We start from the raw sequence: 15,564 nt of genomic DNA on the forward strand, positions 1-15,564 counted from the left end.
AACAAGGCCGTGCGGCTCTTGATATGATCGGCAGGCTGGGCCAACTCCCCGAATCCCGGCAAGCCGATAGTGCTCCGGGCGAAGATAGTGGTCCGGCTGGGAGAGTCCAAATCACGGTTTCTTACCCACTGTAACCGCGATCCGGTGCGAAGCGGCGCTTGCAACACCTTGTTTTTACATCGCTTTATACGTTAACAGGCAGACAATCACTTGTCTGCCTGTTAACAACTGTTACGAACCGTTAACGGTCAATTGGCCTGGCGCCGCAGGAATGCCGGAATCTCCAGCTGGTCGTCTTCCTGCACGGCCCGGCTCTGCGGCGTCAGCCGGCCCTGGTCGTCAAGCTGGCCGCGGCGCGGCGCGTAGAGCTGCGGGTCCTGGCTGGCGAGACGGCGCACTTCCGGTGCCGCCTGGCGCAGTTTCGGCTCGCGCGGCTGCGCCGGCTGCAGCCGCGCAGGCTCTTCCTCGCGGCGGGTCAGCCCGTTGGTCAGGCGCTTCAGCAGTCCCATCGGTCCACCATTCTCATGGTCGGCAGGACGGCTCTTGGCTTCCACCTCGGCCTTCACGACCGGCGGAAAGTCCTCGACGCGCGGCATGCGCTGCGGCGCGGCGGCAACCGGCTGCGGCATTTCCCGCAGCGGCGCGGGCTGCTGCACCACCTGCTGGACGACCGGCTGCGGCTGGGCGGGCGGCGCCTGGAAGATCTTGCTCTGCGGACGGAACTCTTCCGCATGCGCCATCGGCGCCGGGCGGGCCTGCGCCATCGCCGCCGCATTGGCCTCGGCGAGCTGGATCGCCTCGGCGACCGGATCGACGGCGCGCGGCTCATAGACCTGCTGCTGCACGGGCGCCGGACGGCTTTCCGCGACCGGAGCGGCCGGACGGCTGACCGGCTTCTGCGGCGCCGCGCGGATCGAGATCGGCGCCGCGGCGATTTCGGCTGCCGACTTGTCGATGCCGGTGGCGACCACCGAGACGCGGATCACGCCTTCCAGCTCTTCGTCGAAAGTCGCGCCGAGGATGATGTTGGCGTCCTGGTCGACCTCCTCGCGGATGCGGGTCGCGGCTTCGTCGACTTCGAACAGGGTGAGGTCGCGGCCGCCGGTAATCGAGATCAGCAGGCCCTTGGCGCCCTTCATCGAGGTCTCGTCGAGCAGCGGGTTGGCGATGGCGGCTTCCGCCGCGGCCATCGCGCGGCCCTCGCCCGAAGCCTCGCCGGTGCCCATCATCGCCTTGCCCATCTCGCGCATCACCGAGCGGACATCGGCGAAGTCGAGGTTGATCAGGCCTTCCTTGACCATCAGGTCGGTGATGCAGGCGACACCGGAGTAGAGCACCTGGTCGGCCATGGCGAAGGCATCGGCGAAGGTGGTCTTGTCATTGGCCAGCCGGAACAGGTTCTGGTTGGGGATGACGATGAGCGTGTCGACGCATTTCTGCAGTTCCTCGATGCCGAGGTCCGCCGTCTTCATGCGGCGCTGGCCTTCGAAATGGAACGGCTTGGTGACGACGCCGACCGTCAGGATGCCCTTTTCGCGCGCGGCGCGGGCGACGACCGGAGCAGCGCCGGTGCCGGTGCCGCCGCCCATGCCGGCGGTGACGAAGCACATATGGGTGTTGGACAGGTGATCGATGATCTCGTCGATGCATTCCTCAGCAGCCGCGCGGCCGACCTCCGGCTGCGAGCCGGCGCCGAGCCCCTCGGTCACATGCGCGCCAAGCTGGATCAGCCGCTCCGCCTTCGACATGGTCAGCGCCTGCGCGTCGGTGTTCGCCACCACGAACTCGACACCGCGCAAGCCGGCGGTGATCATGTTGTTGACGGCATTGCCGCCGCCGCCACCGACACCGAACACGGTGATGCGTGGCTTCAGCTCGGTGATGTCCGGCTTTTGCAGATTGATGGTCATTGTCTCCGTCCTTTGCCTTTCCCGCCGCTTCGCCGCTGCGGCCGCCTATGGGGCTGTCCCCGTCAATTTTAGAAACTGTCTCTCAACCACTGACTCATGCGATGCAGTTTTCCGCCCGTCCCGGTCATCCTGAGACCGGAAATTCCTTTCACAGAATGGCTCTCGAAGCTCGCCATCTGCGGATAGATCAAGAGCCCGACCGGGGTCGAGAACGCCGGCCCCTTCGCCGCCTCGGGCAGCCCGGCCACGCCGAGCGGCCGGCCGATGCGCACATTGCGGCCGAGGATGCGGCGTGCCGCTTCCGGCAGGCCGGCAAGCTGGCTGGCGCCGCCGGTGAGCACGACACGCTTGCCGACGGCGTTGCCGTAGCCCGACTTGTTCAACCGGTCGCGCAGCAATTCCAGCGTCTCGTCGATGCGGGCGCGGATGATGCGTGTCATCATCGAGCGCGGTACCTGCACAGGCAGCTCGCCTTCCTCGCCGATCGGCTGGATCGAGACGAGGTCACGGTCGTCCGCGCTGCCCGGCAGCGCCGAACCGTGCATGACCTTCAGGCGCTCCGCGGCGTCGAGCGAGGTCGACAGGCCCTTGGCCATGTCGAGCGTCACATGGTTGCCGCCGATGGCGATGGCGTCGGCGTGAACGAACTTGCCTTCCGAGAACACCGAGATCGTCGTCGTGCCGCCGCCCATGTCGATGCAGGCCGCGCCCATTTCGAGCTCGTCGTCGACCAGTGCCGCGAGCCCGCTGGCGTAGGGCGTCGCCACCATGCGCTCGACCGACAGATGCGAGCGATTGATGCAGAGCTCCAGGTTGCGCAACGGCGCCGCATCGCCCGTCAGCACGTGCATGTCGACGCCAAGCGCATCGCCGACCATGCCACGCGGATCGCGCACGCCGCGCTCGGCGTCGAGCGAGAAACCGACCGGCAGCGAGTGGATCACCTCGCGCTCGGCCTTCAGCGCCTGCTTGGCGCCGGCGGCAAGCACCCGCTTGATGTCGGCCTCGTCGGCCTGATGGCCGCCGAGATTGATGGTGGCCGAGAAGGCCTCGCTCTTCAGCCGCCCGGCGGTCATGTTGACGATCAGCGAATCCACCGTCAGCCCGGCCATGCGCTCGGCGGCGTCGACGGCCAGACGGATGGCGTGTTCGGCGCGGTCGAGATCGACGACCACGCCCGACTTCACGCCTTGCGATTTCTGGTGGCCGATGCCGATCACCTGGATGCGATGCGAGCGCCCGCGCAAGAGCTTGCCGTCGTCGCGCGGCTTCAGCTTCGCCACCACGCAGCAAACCTTGCTCGAACCGACATCGAGCACCGTCAAGGTGCCCGACCGGCGCGAGGAGGCATCGCTGTTGCCGCCAAGCCAGCTCATATTTTCGTCTCCGGCTTGCGCTTCGTCAGGCTCTTCGGCTTTTCGTTGAGCGCCGCTTCGCGCTGCGTCGCCGCCTCCGGCGTCAGCTGCACGACGAGGCGATCGGACAGGCGCATGTCGACGGCGGCGATGTCGCGGCTCAAGAGCCCGTTGTCGTGGTCCATCCTGACCAGATCGGCGATCGCCCGGTCTTCGCCGTCCTCAGGCAGCTTGACCGTGATGCCGTTCTCCAGCCGCAGGTCCCAGCGCCGCTCGCCGATGCGGATATAGCCTTTGACCCGCGCCGCGAGTTCGGGATAGCGCTTCACCTCGGCAAGGAAATCCGGCGCCTTGGCCGGCGCGCCGGTGCCGATGATCAGCGGCAGCAGCGCCTGCTTCCCGCCCGAGAACGGCGCGATGACCTGGCCGTCACGCTCGATGACCGAAAGCGAATCGCCCTGCTGCCAAAGCGCGAAAGGCTCACGCTCCTCGACGCGCACCTCCAGCGTATGCGGATAGACCTTGCGCACCGCCGCGACCTCGACCCAGGGCAGCGTCCTGATCCGCTCGCGCGCGGCCTCGGCATCAAAGCCTATCAGCGAGGTCCAGCCGTCGAGCTCCAGCCGGTCCAGTATGTCGATCTCGGAGGTTTCGTGGTTGCCGACCACCTTGATCTGATCGACCGCGAAACCGGTGCGCGCGGTTATGCTCTGGACGACGCCGTCGACCTGTCCGCCAAGATAGGCGCCATAGGCGCTGCTCGACGCGATCAGCACAGCCGAAAGGATTGCCGCGGAAAAAGGCGGCGCGGTGAATTCACCCCCGCCAAGACGCGTCAGAAGGCGCGCCGGCCGGCGAAGCATGCGCGGCAGCACGAAATGGTCGAACGACAGCGAAAGGCCGAACGGCGCCGGCCCGACACCCGCCCCCTTGCCCTGTCCCCACCTCAACGCAGACACGAAGCGTCCTCCACCATCCAACTCAACAGTTCGCCGAACGAATGCCCCGCATGAGCGGCGATTTCAGGCACCAGAGACGTCGGCGTCATGCCCGGCTGGGTGTTGATCTCGAGCCAGACAACCTCGCCGTTCTCGGAGTGACGGTCGTCGTAACGGAAGTCCGACCGGGAGACGCCCCGGCAACCGATAGCTTGGTGAGCCTTAAGCGCCAGTGTCTGTATTTTTTGGTAAATATTCGGTGAAATTTTAGCAGGGGTTTCGTGTTTTGATCCGCCCGCCACGTATTTCGAATCGTAATCGTAGAAGGAATGGCCGGTCGGGATGATCTCGCAGACTCCGAGCGCGACGTCGCCCATCACGGCGCAGGTCAGCTCGCGCCCATGGATGTAGCGCTCGACCATGACGGTGTCGCCATATTTCCACTCGGACGAGCCGATGACCTGCGGCGGATGCGACTGCCCTTCATGGACGATGACGACGCCGAAGCTCGATCCTTCGTTGACCGGCTTCACCACGTAGGGCGGCTTCATCGGATGCTTGTTCTGGATGGCGAAGCGGTTGGCCACCTTCGATTCCGCCACTAGGATGCCGGCTGCCTTGGCGACTTTCTTGGCCTGCTCCTTGTTCATGGCCAGCGCCGAGGCAAGCACGCCGGAATGCGTGTAGGGGATTTCGAGATATTCGAGGACACCCTGAATGGTGCCGTCCTCACCGAACGGACCGTGCAGCGCATTGAAGGCAACATCAGGCTTGAGCGCGGCAAGCACGGAGCCGACATCGCGCGCAACGTCGACCCGGGTGACGCGATAGCCTTCATTCTCGAGCGCATCCGCACATGCCTTCCCCGAGGACAGGGACACGGGCCGCTCCGACGAAAAACCACCGAGCAAGACGGCCACATGCTTGTTCTTCATCTCCCGTCATCCCCTCTCACGGCGGGCCGCGACTGACATTTCCACACCAGCATTCCCGCACAGTGAGTCCGAGTCTTCCGGCAGGTTGCCCCCCAGACGGAAAACGCGACCGACGCGTCGAACGACTCAAATCAGGAAACGCTTGAGGCCAGAGAATCAGAGAGTTGATTCACTGGCAAGTCCTTAAGATTCCGAGAGATTCACTTTCCGTAAAAACGGCCGCGAAAAGTGTGCCATAGAGTCTTTGCGGCAACGGTTCGGAGGCCATTGCGGAAGCCGAAGTTAAAGTATTACTTGAGCTTCGACACACGGCGGAGATCCGCTGCGATCCAGCTTCGGCCGGCTCGCCTGAATGCCGGCGAGGCTTAGACTAGAGCAGTTGTCCCAGGAATTCCTGCACGGCGTGGCCCGGCCGGAAATCGCCGAGGCGCTTGATTTCCCAATGCAGCCGGACGCCCGAATTCTCGAGCACCCGCGCGCGCACGGTCTCGCCGAGATATTCGAGGTCGTAGCCGGTCGCGGTGCCGGTGTTGATCATGAAATTGCAATGCATCGGCGACATTTGCGCGCCGCCGATCATCAAGCCACGGCAGCCAGCCTTGTCGATCTCCTTCCAGGCCGAGGTGCCCTCCGGATTCTTGAAGGTCGAGCCGCCGGTCTTCTCGCGGATCGGCTGCACCGTCTCGCGATGGCTCTGCACCGCATCCATCGCCGCCTTGATCGTCGCCTGGTCTTCCGGATGCCCCTCGAACAGCGCCGAGGTGAAGATCAGCCCCGAAGGCGCCGCCGAATGCCGATAGGCATAGCCCATGTCGGCATTGCTGAGCGTGTGAAGATTGCCCTTGCGGTCGAGCGCCCGCACCTCGACGACGCGTTCGCGCGTCTCGACGCCATTGGCGCCGGCGTTCATCCTCAGCGCACCGCCGACGGCGCCGGGAATGCCGTGGTAGAAATGGAAGCCGCCGATCCCCGCCTCGTAGGCGACGGCCGCGAGGCGCTTGTCGGGCGTTGCGGCGCCGGCCCTGATCGTGGTCGGCGAAACGACTTCCGCCTCGCCGAAGCCTTTGGCCGAGAGCCGGATGACGAAACCGGGAATGCCGCCGTCGCGCACCAGGAGGTTCGAGCCGACGCCGACGATGGTCAGCGGGATTTCCTCCGGCACGGCGCGCAGGAAGGCGGCGAGGTCCTCCTCGTCGGCCGGCTGGAACAGCGCGTCCGCCAGGCCGCCGGCGCGGAACCAGGTGATCTTGTCCATCTCGGCGTTGGGCGTGACGCGCCCGCGCAGGCCGGCCAGCCGGTCGCCAAGCTTGTCGATCAGGGGCTGGCCGCGCATCATGAGACGCTTCCACCGAGTTCCTTGGGCAGCGCATAGGCCCACTGCGTGATGTTGCCAGCGCCGAGGAAGACGACGAAGTCGCCGGGCTTTGCGAGGTCACGTATGGCCGGCGCGATCGCCGCCGGGCCTTCGACATAGCGCGCATCGCGATGGCCGCCGGCGCGGATGCGCGACACCAGCGCGTCCGACGTCACCCCTTCGATCGGCTCCTCGCCTGCCGCATAGACCGGCGCCACCATCACCGTGTCGGCGTCGTTGAAGCAGACGGAGAACTCATTGAACAGGTCGTGCAGGCGGGTGTAGCGGTGCGGTTGCGCAATGGCGATGACGCGGCCCTTGGTGGCGCTGCGCGCCGCCTTCAGCACTGCCGTGATCTCGACCGGATGGTGGCCGTAGTCGTCGAAGATGTCGACGCCATTCCAGGTGCCGGTATGGGTGAAGCGCCGCTTGACGCCGGCGAACGACGACAGGCCCTTCTTGATCGCCTCGGCGGACAGGCCGAGTTCATGCGCGACCGCGATCGCCGCCGTCGCGTTGGAGACATTGTGGCGGCCGGGCATCGGCAGGCGCAGATCGGCGATCGTCGTCTGGCCACGCCCCTTGCGGTCGCGGATCACCACGTCGAACTCGGAGGTCGCGCCCGCCATGCGATGATTGGTGAAGCGCACGTCGGCCTGCGCGTTCTCGCCATAGGTGATGACGCGCCGGTCCTCGATGCGGCCGACCAGCGCTTGCACCTCCGGATGGTCGGTGCACATCACGCCGAAGCCGTAGAACGGCACATTCTCGACGAACTGGCGAAACGCCTCGCGGACATTGTCGAAACTGCCGTAGTGGTCGAGGTGCTCGGGATCGATGTTGGTGACGACGGCGATATCGGCCGGCAGCTTCAGGAAGGTGCCGTCGCTCTCGTCGGCCTCGACCACCATCCATTCGCCGTCGCCCATGCGGGCATTGGTGCCATAGGCGTTGATGATGCCGCCATTGATGACCGTCGGGTCGAGCCCGCCGGCCTCGAGCAGCGTCGCCACCATCGACGTCGTGGTGGTCTTGCCATGCGTGCCGCCGATCGCCACCGCCTGGCGGAAGCGCATCAGTTCGGCCAGCATCTCGGCGCGGCGCACGACCGGCAGCAGCTTCTCGCGCGCGGCCTTGAGCTCGGGGTTGGATTTCTTGATCGCGGTCGAGACGACAACCACCTCGGCATCGCCAAGGTTTTCCGCCTTGTGGCCGACGAAACATTCGATGCCCTTGTCGCGTAGCCGCTGCACATTGGCGCCGTCGGCCTGGTCGGAACCCTGCACCTTGTAGCCCAGATTGTGCAGCACCTCGGCAATGCCGCTCATGCCGATGCCGCCAATGCCGATGAAATGCACAAGGCCGATGGTCTGCGGCATCTTCATGCTTGCGTCCCCTTCCTGAAGTCCGAAACGGTTTTTTTGGACGCAATAGCCTCTGTCAGATCGGCGAGCAACCGCGCCGCGTTCGGTTTTCCGGCCGACCGGGCGGCCGCGGCCATGGCCGACAGCCTGTCGGGATCGCCCATCAGCCCGCCGACGAGCGCCGCGATGCGCTCGGCGGACAGCGTGGATTGCGCATGCACCTCGGCCCCACCGGCGGCGGCCAGCGCCGCGGCATTCGCCGCCTGGTCGTGGTCGAGCGCGTGCGGATAGGGCACCAGCAGCGCCGGCCGGCCGATGACAGCGATTTCCGACACGGTCGAGGCGCCGGAGCGCGACATCACCAGATGTGCCGCCGCGATCCGCGCCGCCATGTCGGTGAAGAAGGGCGACACCTGCGCGTCGACGCCCAGCGCGGCGTAGGCCGCCTTGACTCGCGCCACGTCCTCGGCCCGCGCCTGCTGGGTGATCGCCAGCCGCTTGCGCTGAGCCTCCGGCAAGAGTCCGACAGCCGTCGGCACCGCGTCGGAAAAGAACTGCGCGCCCTGGCTGCCGCCGAACACCAGGAAGCGGAACGGCTCCTCGCCGGTCGCAGCCACGTAAGGCGTCTTCGCCGCCTCCAGGATCTGCGGCCTGACCGGATTGCCGGTGGTCACCGTCTTGGCGCCGGCAGCACTTTCGTCCTCCGGCAGGAAGCCGCCGGCGATGGCGTCGACGCGCCCGGCCAGCGCCCTGTTGGCGCGGCCCATCACCGCGTTCTGCTCATGGATCAATGACGGCACCTTGCGCCGTGTCGCTGCGTAAAGCGGCGGCAATGTCGGATAGCCGCCAAAGCCGACGACGGCTTCCGGCTTGATCCTGGTGATGACGGCGGAGGCCTGCCGCACGCCGCGCCAGATCGCCCACAAGGCCGACAGCACCGCCAGCGGGTTCTTCGAGCCGAGGGTCGCCGATTGGATCGGATGGATGTTGACGGCCGGGAACTGGCCGGAATAGCGCTCGGCGCGATGATCGGTGGCCAGATGCACCTTCCAGCCGCGCTCGTTGAGCTCATGCGCCAGCGCTTCGGCCGGGAAGAGATGTCCGCCCGTGCCGCCCGCCGCCAGAAGAATCACACCCCGCGACATTTCACTCCGCCGGCACGGCGCGCTGCGGGAAGGAAAAACCCATCTGCTTGCGCTTCTCGGGCCGTCTGCGCGTCAAGGCCAGCACCATGCCCATCGAGATGGCGATGGCGATCTGCGAGGAGCCGCCATAGGAGATGAACGGCAGCGTCATGCCCTTGGCCGGCATCAGCTGCAGGTTGACGCACATGTTGATGGCCGACTGCAGGCCGAAGACCGTGACCAGACCGCCAACGGCATAGCGCGTGAAGTCGTCATGCTCCTTGAGCGCGGTGTTGAGGCCGCGCAGCACGATGAAGGCGAAGATCGACATGATGAAGAAGCACATCACCAGCCCGAACTCCTCGCCGGCGACCGAAAAGACGAAGTCGGCGTGGCTGTCGGGAATGACCCGCTTGACCGTGCCTTCGCCCGGACCGACGCCGAACCAATGGCCGTTGATCAGCGCCTCGCGCCCCATGTCGACCTGGAAGGTGTCGCCCTCGCCGGTCAGGAACTTGTCGATGCGGGCAGCGACGTGCGGAAACACGGTGTAGGCGGCGAACAGGCCGCTGACGCCGGTGACGCCGAGCGCGATGATCCACAGCCACGGCAGGCCCGCCATGAAGAACATGACCCCCCAGGTGCCGGTCACCAGCATGGTCTGGCCGAGGTCGGGCTGGGCGACCAGCAGCGAGACGACCAGCACCAGGAGCAGCAGGGCAAACAGATTGCCGGGAATGTCGGGCTGGCGCTTGTGCTCGGCGAACAGCCAGGCGCAGACGATGACGAAGGCCGGCTTCAGGAATTCCGACGGCTGGATGGAGAGGCCGGCGAGCGAGACCCAGCGCCGCGCGCCTTTGACCTCGACGCCGACATAGAGCACCGCCACCATCAGCACCAGCATGATGCACAGGATCACCAGCGCCATGCGCCGGATCTGCCGCGATTCCAGGAACGAGACCGCGAGCATCACGCCGAGCGCAGGCACGGTGAAAATGATCTGCCTGGTGGCGAAGTGGAAGCTGTCGAGGCCGATGCGTTCGGCCACCGCCGGGCTCGCCGCGAAGGAGAGCACGATGCCCAGACCCATCAGCGACAGGAACGCCGCCAGGAACCAGCGATCGATCGTCCACCACCAGGTGGCTACCGGACTTTTGTCGAGACGGCTTTGCATTAACGTGGCCCTCCGATGGGTTTCACGCCATCTATAGCGCTCGCAGCTTGCCTGAAGGCTTCGCCGCGCACTTCGAAATTCTTGAACTGGTCGAAACTGGCGCAGGCGGGCGACAGCAGCACCACCGCCTCGCCGCCATCGTCAAGGGCGGCATCGTGGGCGGCATGCTCGACCGCCGCCGCCAGCGTGCCGGAGATCTCGTAGGGCACCGCCTCGCCCAGCGTCGCCGAGAAGGCGGGCGCCGCCTCGCCGATCAGATAGGCCTTGGCGATGCGCGGGAAGAAGCCGCGCAGCGGCTCGATGCCGCCCTCCTTGGGCAGGCCGCCGGCTATCCAGTAGATACGGCTGAAACTCGACAGGGCTGGAGCCGCCGCATCGGCATTGGTCGCCTTGGAATCGTTGATGAACAGCACATGGTCCTTGCGGCCGACCTGCTCCATGCGATGCGCCAGCCCCGGAAAGCTTTCCAACCCCGCCTGGATCTCGCCGAGGTCCAGCCCGACCTTGAGGCAGGCGGCGACCGCGGCCAGCGCGTTCTGCGCATTGTGCTGGCCGCGCAGCGAGCCGATGCCTTCCAGAAAGGCGACGCGGCTGTAGCGGCCATGCACGGCTTCCATAAGGTTGCTGCCATCGGCGAAATAGCCGTCGGTCAGCGGCAGCCGCTTGGAAATGCGGATGACCTCCCTGCCCGCCCGCTCCAGCCGGTCGGCGATCTGCGCGCACCAGGAGTCGTCGACGCCGACGATTGCCGTCTCGCTGCCGGCCACCAGCCGCTCCTTGATCGAGGCGTAGTGCGCCATGGTGCCGTGACGGTCGAGGTGATCGGGCGTCAGGTTGAGCAGGATGCCGGCCGTCGGATTGATCGAGGGCGCGAGGTCGATCTGATAGGAGGAGCATTCGACGACATAGTGCCGCCCCTCTGCCGGCGGATCGAGCGTCATGATGGCGCGACCGATATTGCCGCCCATCTGCGTGTCGCGACCTGCCGATTTCAGGATGTGGGCGGTCAGCGCCGTGGTCGTCGATTTGCCGTTGGTGCCGGTAATCGCGACGAAAGGCGCCGCCGGCGCCCGCAGGACGCGCTCGCGGCAGAACAGCTCGATGTCGCCGATGACCTCGACGCCGGCGCCGCGCGCCAGCTCCACTGTCCAGTGTGGCTTCGGATGCGTCAGCGGCACGCCGGGCGACAGCACGAAGGCGGAGAAGCGCGACCAGTCGGCGCCGCGCAGGTCGCCGGTCGCGATCCCGGCGGCCGAGGCCTTGGCGACGCTGTCCGGATTGTCGTCCCAGGCAAGGATGTCGGCCCCGCCGGCGATCAGCGCGTGCGCGGTGGCGATCCCCGAACCGCCGAGCCCGAAGAGCGAAACGCGCTTGCCTGAAAAGGATGAGGCGGGGATCAAGCGGCGGCCTATCGGAGCTTGAGGGTGGAGAGGCCGACCAGCGCCAGGATCACCGCGATGATCCAGAAGCGGATCACCACCTGGCTTTCGGTCCAGCCGAGTTTTTCGAAGTGATGGTGGATCGGCGCCATCAGGAACACCCGCTTGCCGGTCATCTTGAAGTAGCCGACCTGGATGATGACCGAGAGGATCTCGACCACGAACAGGCCGCCGACGATGACCAGCACGATCTCGTGCTTGGTGGCGACCGCGACCGTGCCAATCAGGCCGCCCATCGCCAGTGAGCCGGTGTCGCCCATGAAGATGGCGGCCGGCGGCGCGTTGAACCACAGGAAGCCGAGGCCGGCGCCGATCACCGCGCCAAGCACCACCGCCAGTTCGCCGGTGCCGGGAACGAAATGGATCTGCAGATATTCGGCGAACACCGCGTTGCCGGAGAGATAGGCGATGACCCCGAAGGAGGCCGCCGCGATCATGATCGGCACGATCGCCAGCCCGTCGAGGCCGTCGGTCAGGTTGACCGCGTTGCCGGCGCCGACGATGACGAAGCAGGAGAACGGCACGAAGAACCAGCCGAGGTTGATGATAAATTCCTTGGCGAAGGGAAAGGTGAGCGACGAGGAGAACGGCGCCTGGCCGTTGTGCATGATCACCCAGGCAGCGATTCCGGCGATGACGAATTCGATCGCCAGCCGCGCCTTGCCGGAAAAGCCGAGATGCGACTGCTTGGTGACCTTCAGATAGTCGTCATAGAAGCCGATCGAGCCGAAGCCGATGGTCACCAGAAGCACCACCCAGACATAGATCGAGGAGAGGTTCGCCCACAAAAGCGACGATCCGATGATGCCCGACAGGATCATCAGCCCGCCCATGGTCGGCGTGCCGGCCTTCTTGAAATGCGTCTGCGGACCGTCGGCGCGGATCGGCTGGCCCTTGCCCTGCCGGAGCCGCAGCGAATTGATGATGGTCGGTCCGAAGATGAAGACGATCAGCGCCGAGGTGATCAGCGCCCCGCCGGTGCGGAAGGTGATGTAGCGGAAGACGTTGAAGACAGAAATCTTGTCCGCAAAATCGACGAGCAATGTGAACATGAAATTCTGTCCCCCGGACCCGACCCCTAGGTCTGTTCAATGGTTGTGGCTTGCGCCGGAAATTTGCCGAGCAACGCTTCGACCAGCTTTGAAAACCCGATGCCTTTCGACGACTTGACCATCACCACGTCGCCAGGCCGCAGCGCCGACAGCAACAGCGGCTTCAGTTCCTCGGCGCCGGCGCGGTATTCGGCCTTCACGTCGCTCGGCAGTATGTCGGCGAGCGCCCGCATTTCGGGACCGCCGAGAAAGACGGTTTGCGTGCCGGTGCCGATGATCAGCTCGGCAAGCGCGGCATGCAGCTTCGCCGAATGGCTGCCGAGCTCGAGCATGTCGCCGAGCACGGCGATGCGCCTGCCCTCGCCCGATACCGGCGTCGCGTTGAGCAGCGCCATGGCGGCGGCCATCGACGCCGGATTGGCGTTGTAGCTCTCGTCGATCAGCGTGATCGGTCCTTTCGGATGGCGCAATATATGGCGCTTGCCGCGACCGCGCTCGGCCGACAGATCGGCCAGCGCCGCGGCCGCCTTGTCGAGATCGGCCCCGACCAGCTGCGCGGCGCCCAGCACGGCCAGCACATTCTGCGCCATATGGCGGCCGGGCGCGCCGACGCGGGCGACGATCTCCCGCCCGCCGATCTTGGCGGCAATGACGGAATGGTCGGCATTGAGCTCGCATTTGACCAGCCGAAAGGTCGAGCGGGCATTCTCGCCGAAGCCAAAGACATGCTCGACCCCTGCCGCCTTCGCCATCTTGTCGAGCAGTTTCCAGCGGGAATCGTCGCGGTTGAGCAGGGCCGCGCCATCCGGCTCCAGCCCCTCGAAGATCTCGGCCTTGGCCTCGGCGATCTCGTCGAGGTTGCGGAAGAACCCGAGATGCGCGGCGGCGATCAGCGTGACGATCGCGACATGCGGGCGGACCATGTTGACCAGCGGCCGGATTTCGCCCGGATGGTTCATGCCGATCTCGAACACGGCGTAGTCACAATCCTCGGGCATCCGCGCCAAGGTCAGCGGCACACCCCAGTGGTTGTTGAAGGATTGCGCCGAGGCATGCACCTTGCCGACCGCCGACAGCACATGACGCAGCGCTTCCTTGGTGGTGGTCTTGCCGGCCGAGCCGGTCACGGCGATGACCCTGGCCTTGGAGCGGGCGCGCGCGGCGACGCCCAGTCTTTCCAGCGCCACCAGCACGTCCTCAACGACGATCATCGGCGCCGTCAGCCGTCCGAGCGACGGCAGCTTGCCTTCGGCGACCACCAGCACGCCGGCGCCTGCCTTGACGGCGGCGGTCGCGAAATCATGGCCGTCCATCGTCTCGCCCTTGATGGCGAAGAAGGCGTCCCCCGACTCAAGGCTGCGGCTGTCGATCGAAATGCCCGATATGCCTTGCGGCATGACACCGATCGGCCGTCCGCCCATTGCATCGACCAGCGCATCGGAGGTCCAGAGCAGGCTCATGCGGCGCTCTCCCTGAGCGCCGCGCGAACTTCCTCGTGATCCGAGAAATGCAGTGTCTCGGTGCCGATGGTCTGGCCTTCCTCATGCCCCTTGCCGGCCACGATCAACGTGTCGCCGGCGTGGAGCATGGCCACCGCCTCGTGAATCGCCTTGCGCCGGTCGCCGATCTCGATGGCGCCGGGCGCGGCGGCAAGGATCGCGGCGCGGATCGTTTCGGGCACTTCCGAGCGCGGATTGTCATCGGTGACGATGACGACGTCGGCGAGCCGCGTGGCGATCTCGCCCATGATCGGCCGCTTGCCGCGATCGCGGTCGCCGCCGCAGCCGAACACGACGATGACCCGGCCGGTGGTGAACGGCCTCACCGAGGCCAGCACGTTTTCCAGCGCATCCGGTTTGTGGGCATAGTCGACATAGACCGGTGCGCCGTTCGCAGTCGTGCCGACGAGGTCGAGCCGACCCGGCGCGCCCTTCAATTTCTCCAATGCCATCAGGGCTTTGGCGACAAGCGTTCCAGTGGAAATGGCAAGTCCCGCCGAAACCAGCGCGTTGGCGATCTGGAAGTCGCCGGCCAGCGGCAGGTCGATTTCGTGGAGCACGCTGTCGACCTCGACCTCGGCCCGCTGCCGGTGGCGTTCGTGCTCGACCCGCTTCAGTCTGAGGAAATCGCCATGGCGGCCGACGGTCAGCACGTCGAGCCCTGCGGCCTTTGCCGCACGGACCGTCGGTTCCGACCATGGATCGTCGGCGAAAATGACGGCCGGCGCGCCTTTGGGCAGCAGCGTGTCGAACAGGCGCAATTTGGCGCGGTGATAGTCCTCGACCGTCGGATGGTAGTCCATATGGTCGCGGCCGAGATTGGTGAAACCGCCGGCGGCAAGCCTGACACCGTCGAGCCGGCGCTGGTCGAGGCCGTGGCTGGAAGCCTCCATCGACGCATGGGTGACGCCGGCATCGGCCAATTCCTTGAGCAGGAGGTGCAGCGCCACCGGATCCGGCGTCGTCAGCGAACCATACTCATTGCGCCCTGGCGCCACGACGCCGGTGGTGCCGATCGAGGCGGCGGCGAGGCCGGCCTGCTCCCAGATCTGCCGGGTGAAGGCGGCGACCGAGGTCTTGCCGCTGGTGCCGGTCACCGCCACCATCGTTTGAGGTTGCTTGCCGTAGAAGCGGGCGGCGCTCAGCGCCAATGCCAACCGCGGGTCGTCGACGGAAAAGACCGGAACGGATAGGCCGGAAATGGCGCTTCCCTTGCCCGCCACGATGGCCAGAGCACCGCGCTTTGCGGCATCAGCGGCGTAGGCAGCGCCGTCGGCCTTGCTGCCGGCGAGCGCGAAAAAGACGACGCCGGTCTTGGCCGTGCGGGAATCCGAGGAAATCCCGGTGACCTCCAGGTCGGGGGAAGCTGTTCCCTCGACAGGCAGGATACCGGCTAGTTCTTTCAGCTGCATCGGGTCCC

The 15,564-nt window shown here is 66.1% G+C and carries 12 protein-coding genes; all 12 read right to left on the bottom strand.

Features of this window, described 5'->3' with window-relative positions; translation table 11 throughout:
• Positions 1–248: 248 nt before the first annotated feature.
• On the bottom strand, positions 249–1,910 hold the full coding sequence (gene ftsZ / locus EN846_RS14080) for a cell division protein FtsZ (protein ID WP_128346180.1): 1,662 nt from the start codon (positions 1,908–1,910) through the stop codon (positions 249–251).
• A gap of 68 nt (positions 1,911–1,978) precedes the next feature.
• Entirely contained in the window at positions 1,979–3,286 is a 1,308-nt protein-coding gene (gene ftsA, locus EN846_RS14085; RefSeq protein ID WP_127312041.1) for a cell division protein FtsA, read from the bottom strand.
• Positions 3,283–4,224, bottom strand: coding sequence for a cell division protein FtsQ/DivIB (locus EN846_RS14090; protein ID WP_127393531.1), 942 nt, complete (start codon positions 4,222–4,224; stop codon positions 3,283–3,285). The genes ftsA and EN846_RS14090 overlap by 4 nt, the downstream gene beginning before the upstream one ends.
• A complete protein-coding gene (locus tag EN846_RS14095) occupies positions 4,212–5,138 on the bottom strand; it encodes a D-alanine--D-alanine ligase (protein ID WP_127287350.1) in 927 nt (308 codons plus the stop codon). Before EN846_RS14095 ends, EN846_RS14090 begins: the two co-directional genes overlap by 13 nt.
• A 370-nt stretch (positions 5,139–5,508) precedes the next feature.
• Complete coding sequence (gene murB / locus EN846_RS14100) at positions 5,509–6,474, bottom strand: UDP-N-acetylmuramate dehydrogenase (protein ID WP_128346181.1); 966 nt, start codon at positions 6,472–6,474, stop codon at positions 5,509–5,511.
• Complete coding sequence (murC, locus tag EN846_RS14105; protein WP_127286009.1) at positions 6,471–7,877, bottom strand: UDP-N-acetylmuramate--L-alanine ligase; 1,407 nt, start codon at positions 7,875–7,877, stop codon at positions 6,471–6,473. The genes murB and murC overlap by 4 nt, the downstream gene beginning before the upstream one ends.
• Entirely contained in the window at positions 7,874–9,001 is a 1,128-nt protein-coding gene (murG, locus tag EN846_RS14110) for an undecaprenyldiphospho-muramoylpentapeptide beta-N-acetylglucosaminyltransferase (RefSeq protein WP_127392446.1), read from the bottom strand. The genes murC and murG overlap by 4 nt, the downstream gene beginning before the upstream one ends.
• 1 nt (position 9,002) lies before the next feature.
• On the bottom strand, positions 9,003–10,154 hold the full coding sequence (gene ftsW, locus EN846_RS14115; RefSeq protein WP_127392447.1) for a putative lipid II flippase FtsW: 1,152 nt from the start codon (positions 10,152–10,154) through the stop codon (positions 9,003–9,005).
• Positions 10,154–11,554: a UDP-N-acetylmuramoyl-L-alanine--D-glutamate ligase gene (murD, locus tag EN846_RS14120; RefSeq protein ID WP_127309912.1), complete on the bottom strand. Its 1,401-nt coding sequence runs from the start codon at positions 11,552–11,554 to the stop codon at positions 10,154–10,156. Before murD ends, ftsW begins: the two co-directional genes overlap by 1 nt.
• 8 nt (positions 11,555–11,562) lie before the next feature.
• Entirely contained in the window at positions 11,563–12,645 is a 1,083-nt protein-coding gene (mraY, locus tag EN846_RS14125) for a phospho-N-acetylmuramoyl-pentapeptide-transferase (RefSeq protein WP_127286005.1), read from the bottom strand.
• Positions 12,646–12,671: 26 nt separating this feature from the next.
• A complete protein-coding gene (locus EN846_RS14130; protein WP_127309913.1) occupies positions 12,672–14,105 on the bottom strand; it encodes a UDP-N-acetylmuramoylalanyl-D-glutamyl-2,6-diaminopimelate--D-alanyl-D-alanine ligase in 1,434 nt (477 codons plus the stop codon).
• A complete protein-coding gene (locus EN846_RS14135; protein WP_127309914.1) occupies positions 14,102–15,556 on the bottom strand; it encodes a UDP-N-acetylmuramoyl-L-alanyl-D-glutamate--2,6-diaminopimelate ligase in 1,455 nt (484 codons plus the stop codon). Before EN846_RS14135 ends, EN846_RS14130 begins: the two co-directional genes overlap by 4 nt.
• Positions 15,557–15,564: the final 8 nt, after the last annotated feature.

The organism is Mesorhizobium sp. M4B.F.Ca.ET.203.01.1.1 (assembly GCF_004791025.1).
Taxonomy (GTDB): domain Bacteria; phylum Pseudomonadota; class Alphaproteobacteria; order Rhizobiales; family Rhizobiaceae; genus Mesorhizobium; species Mesorhizobium abyssinicae.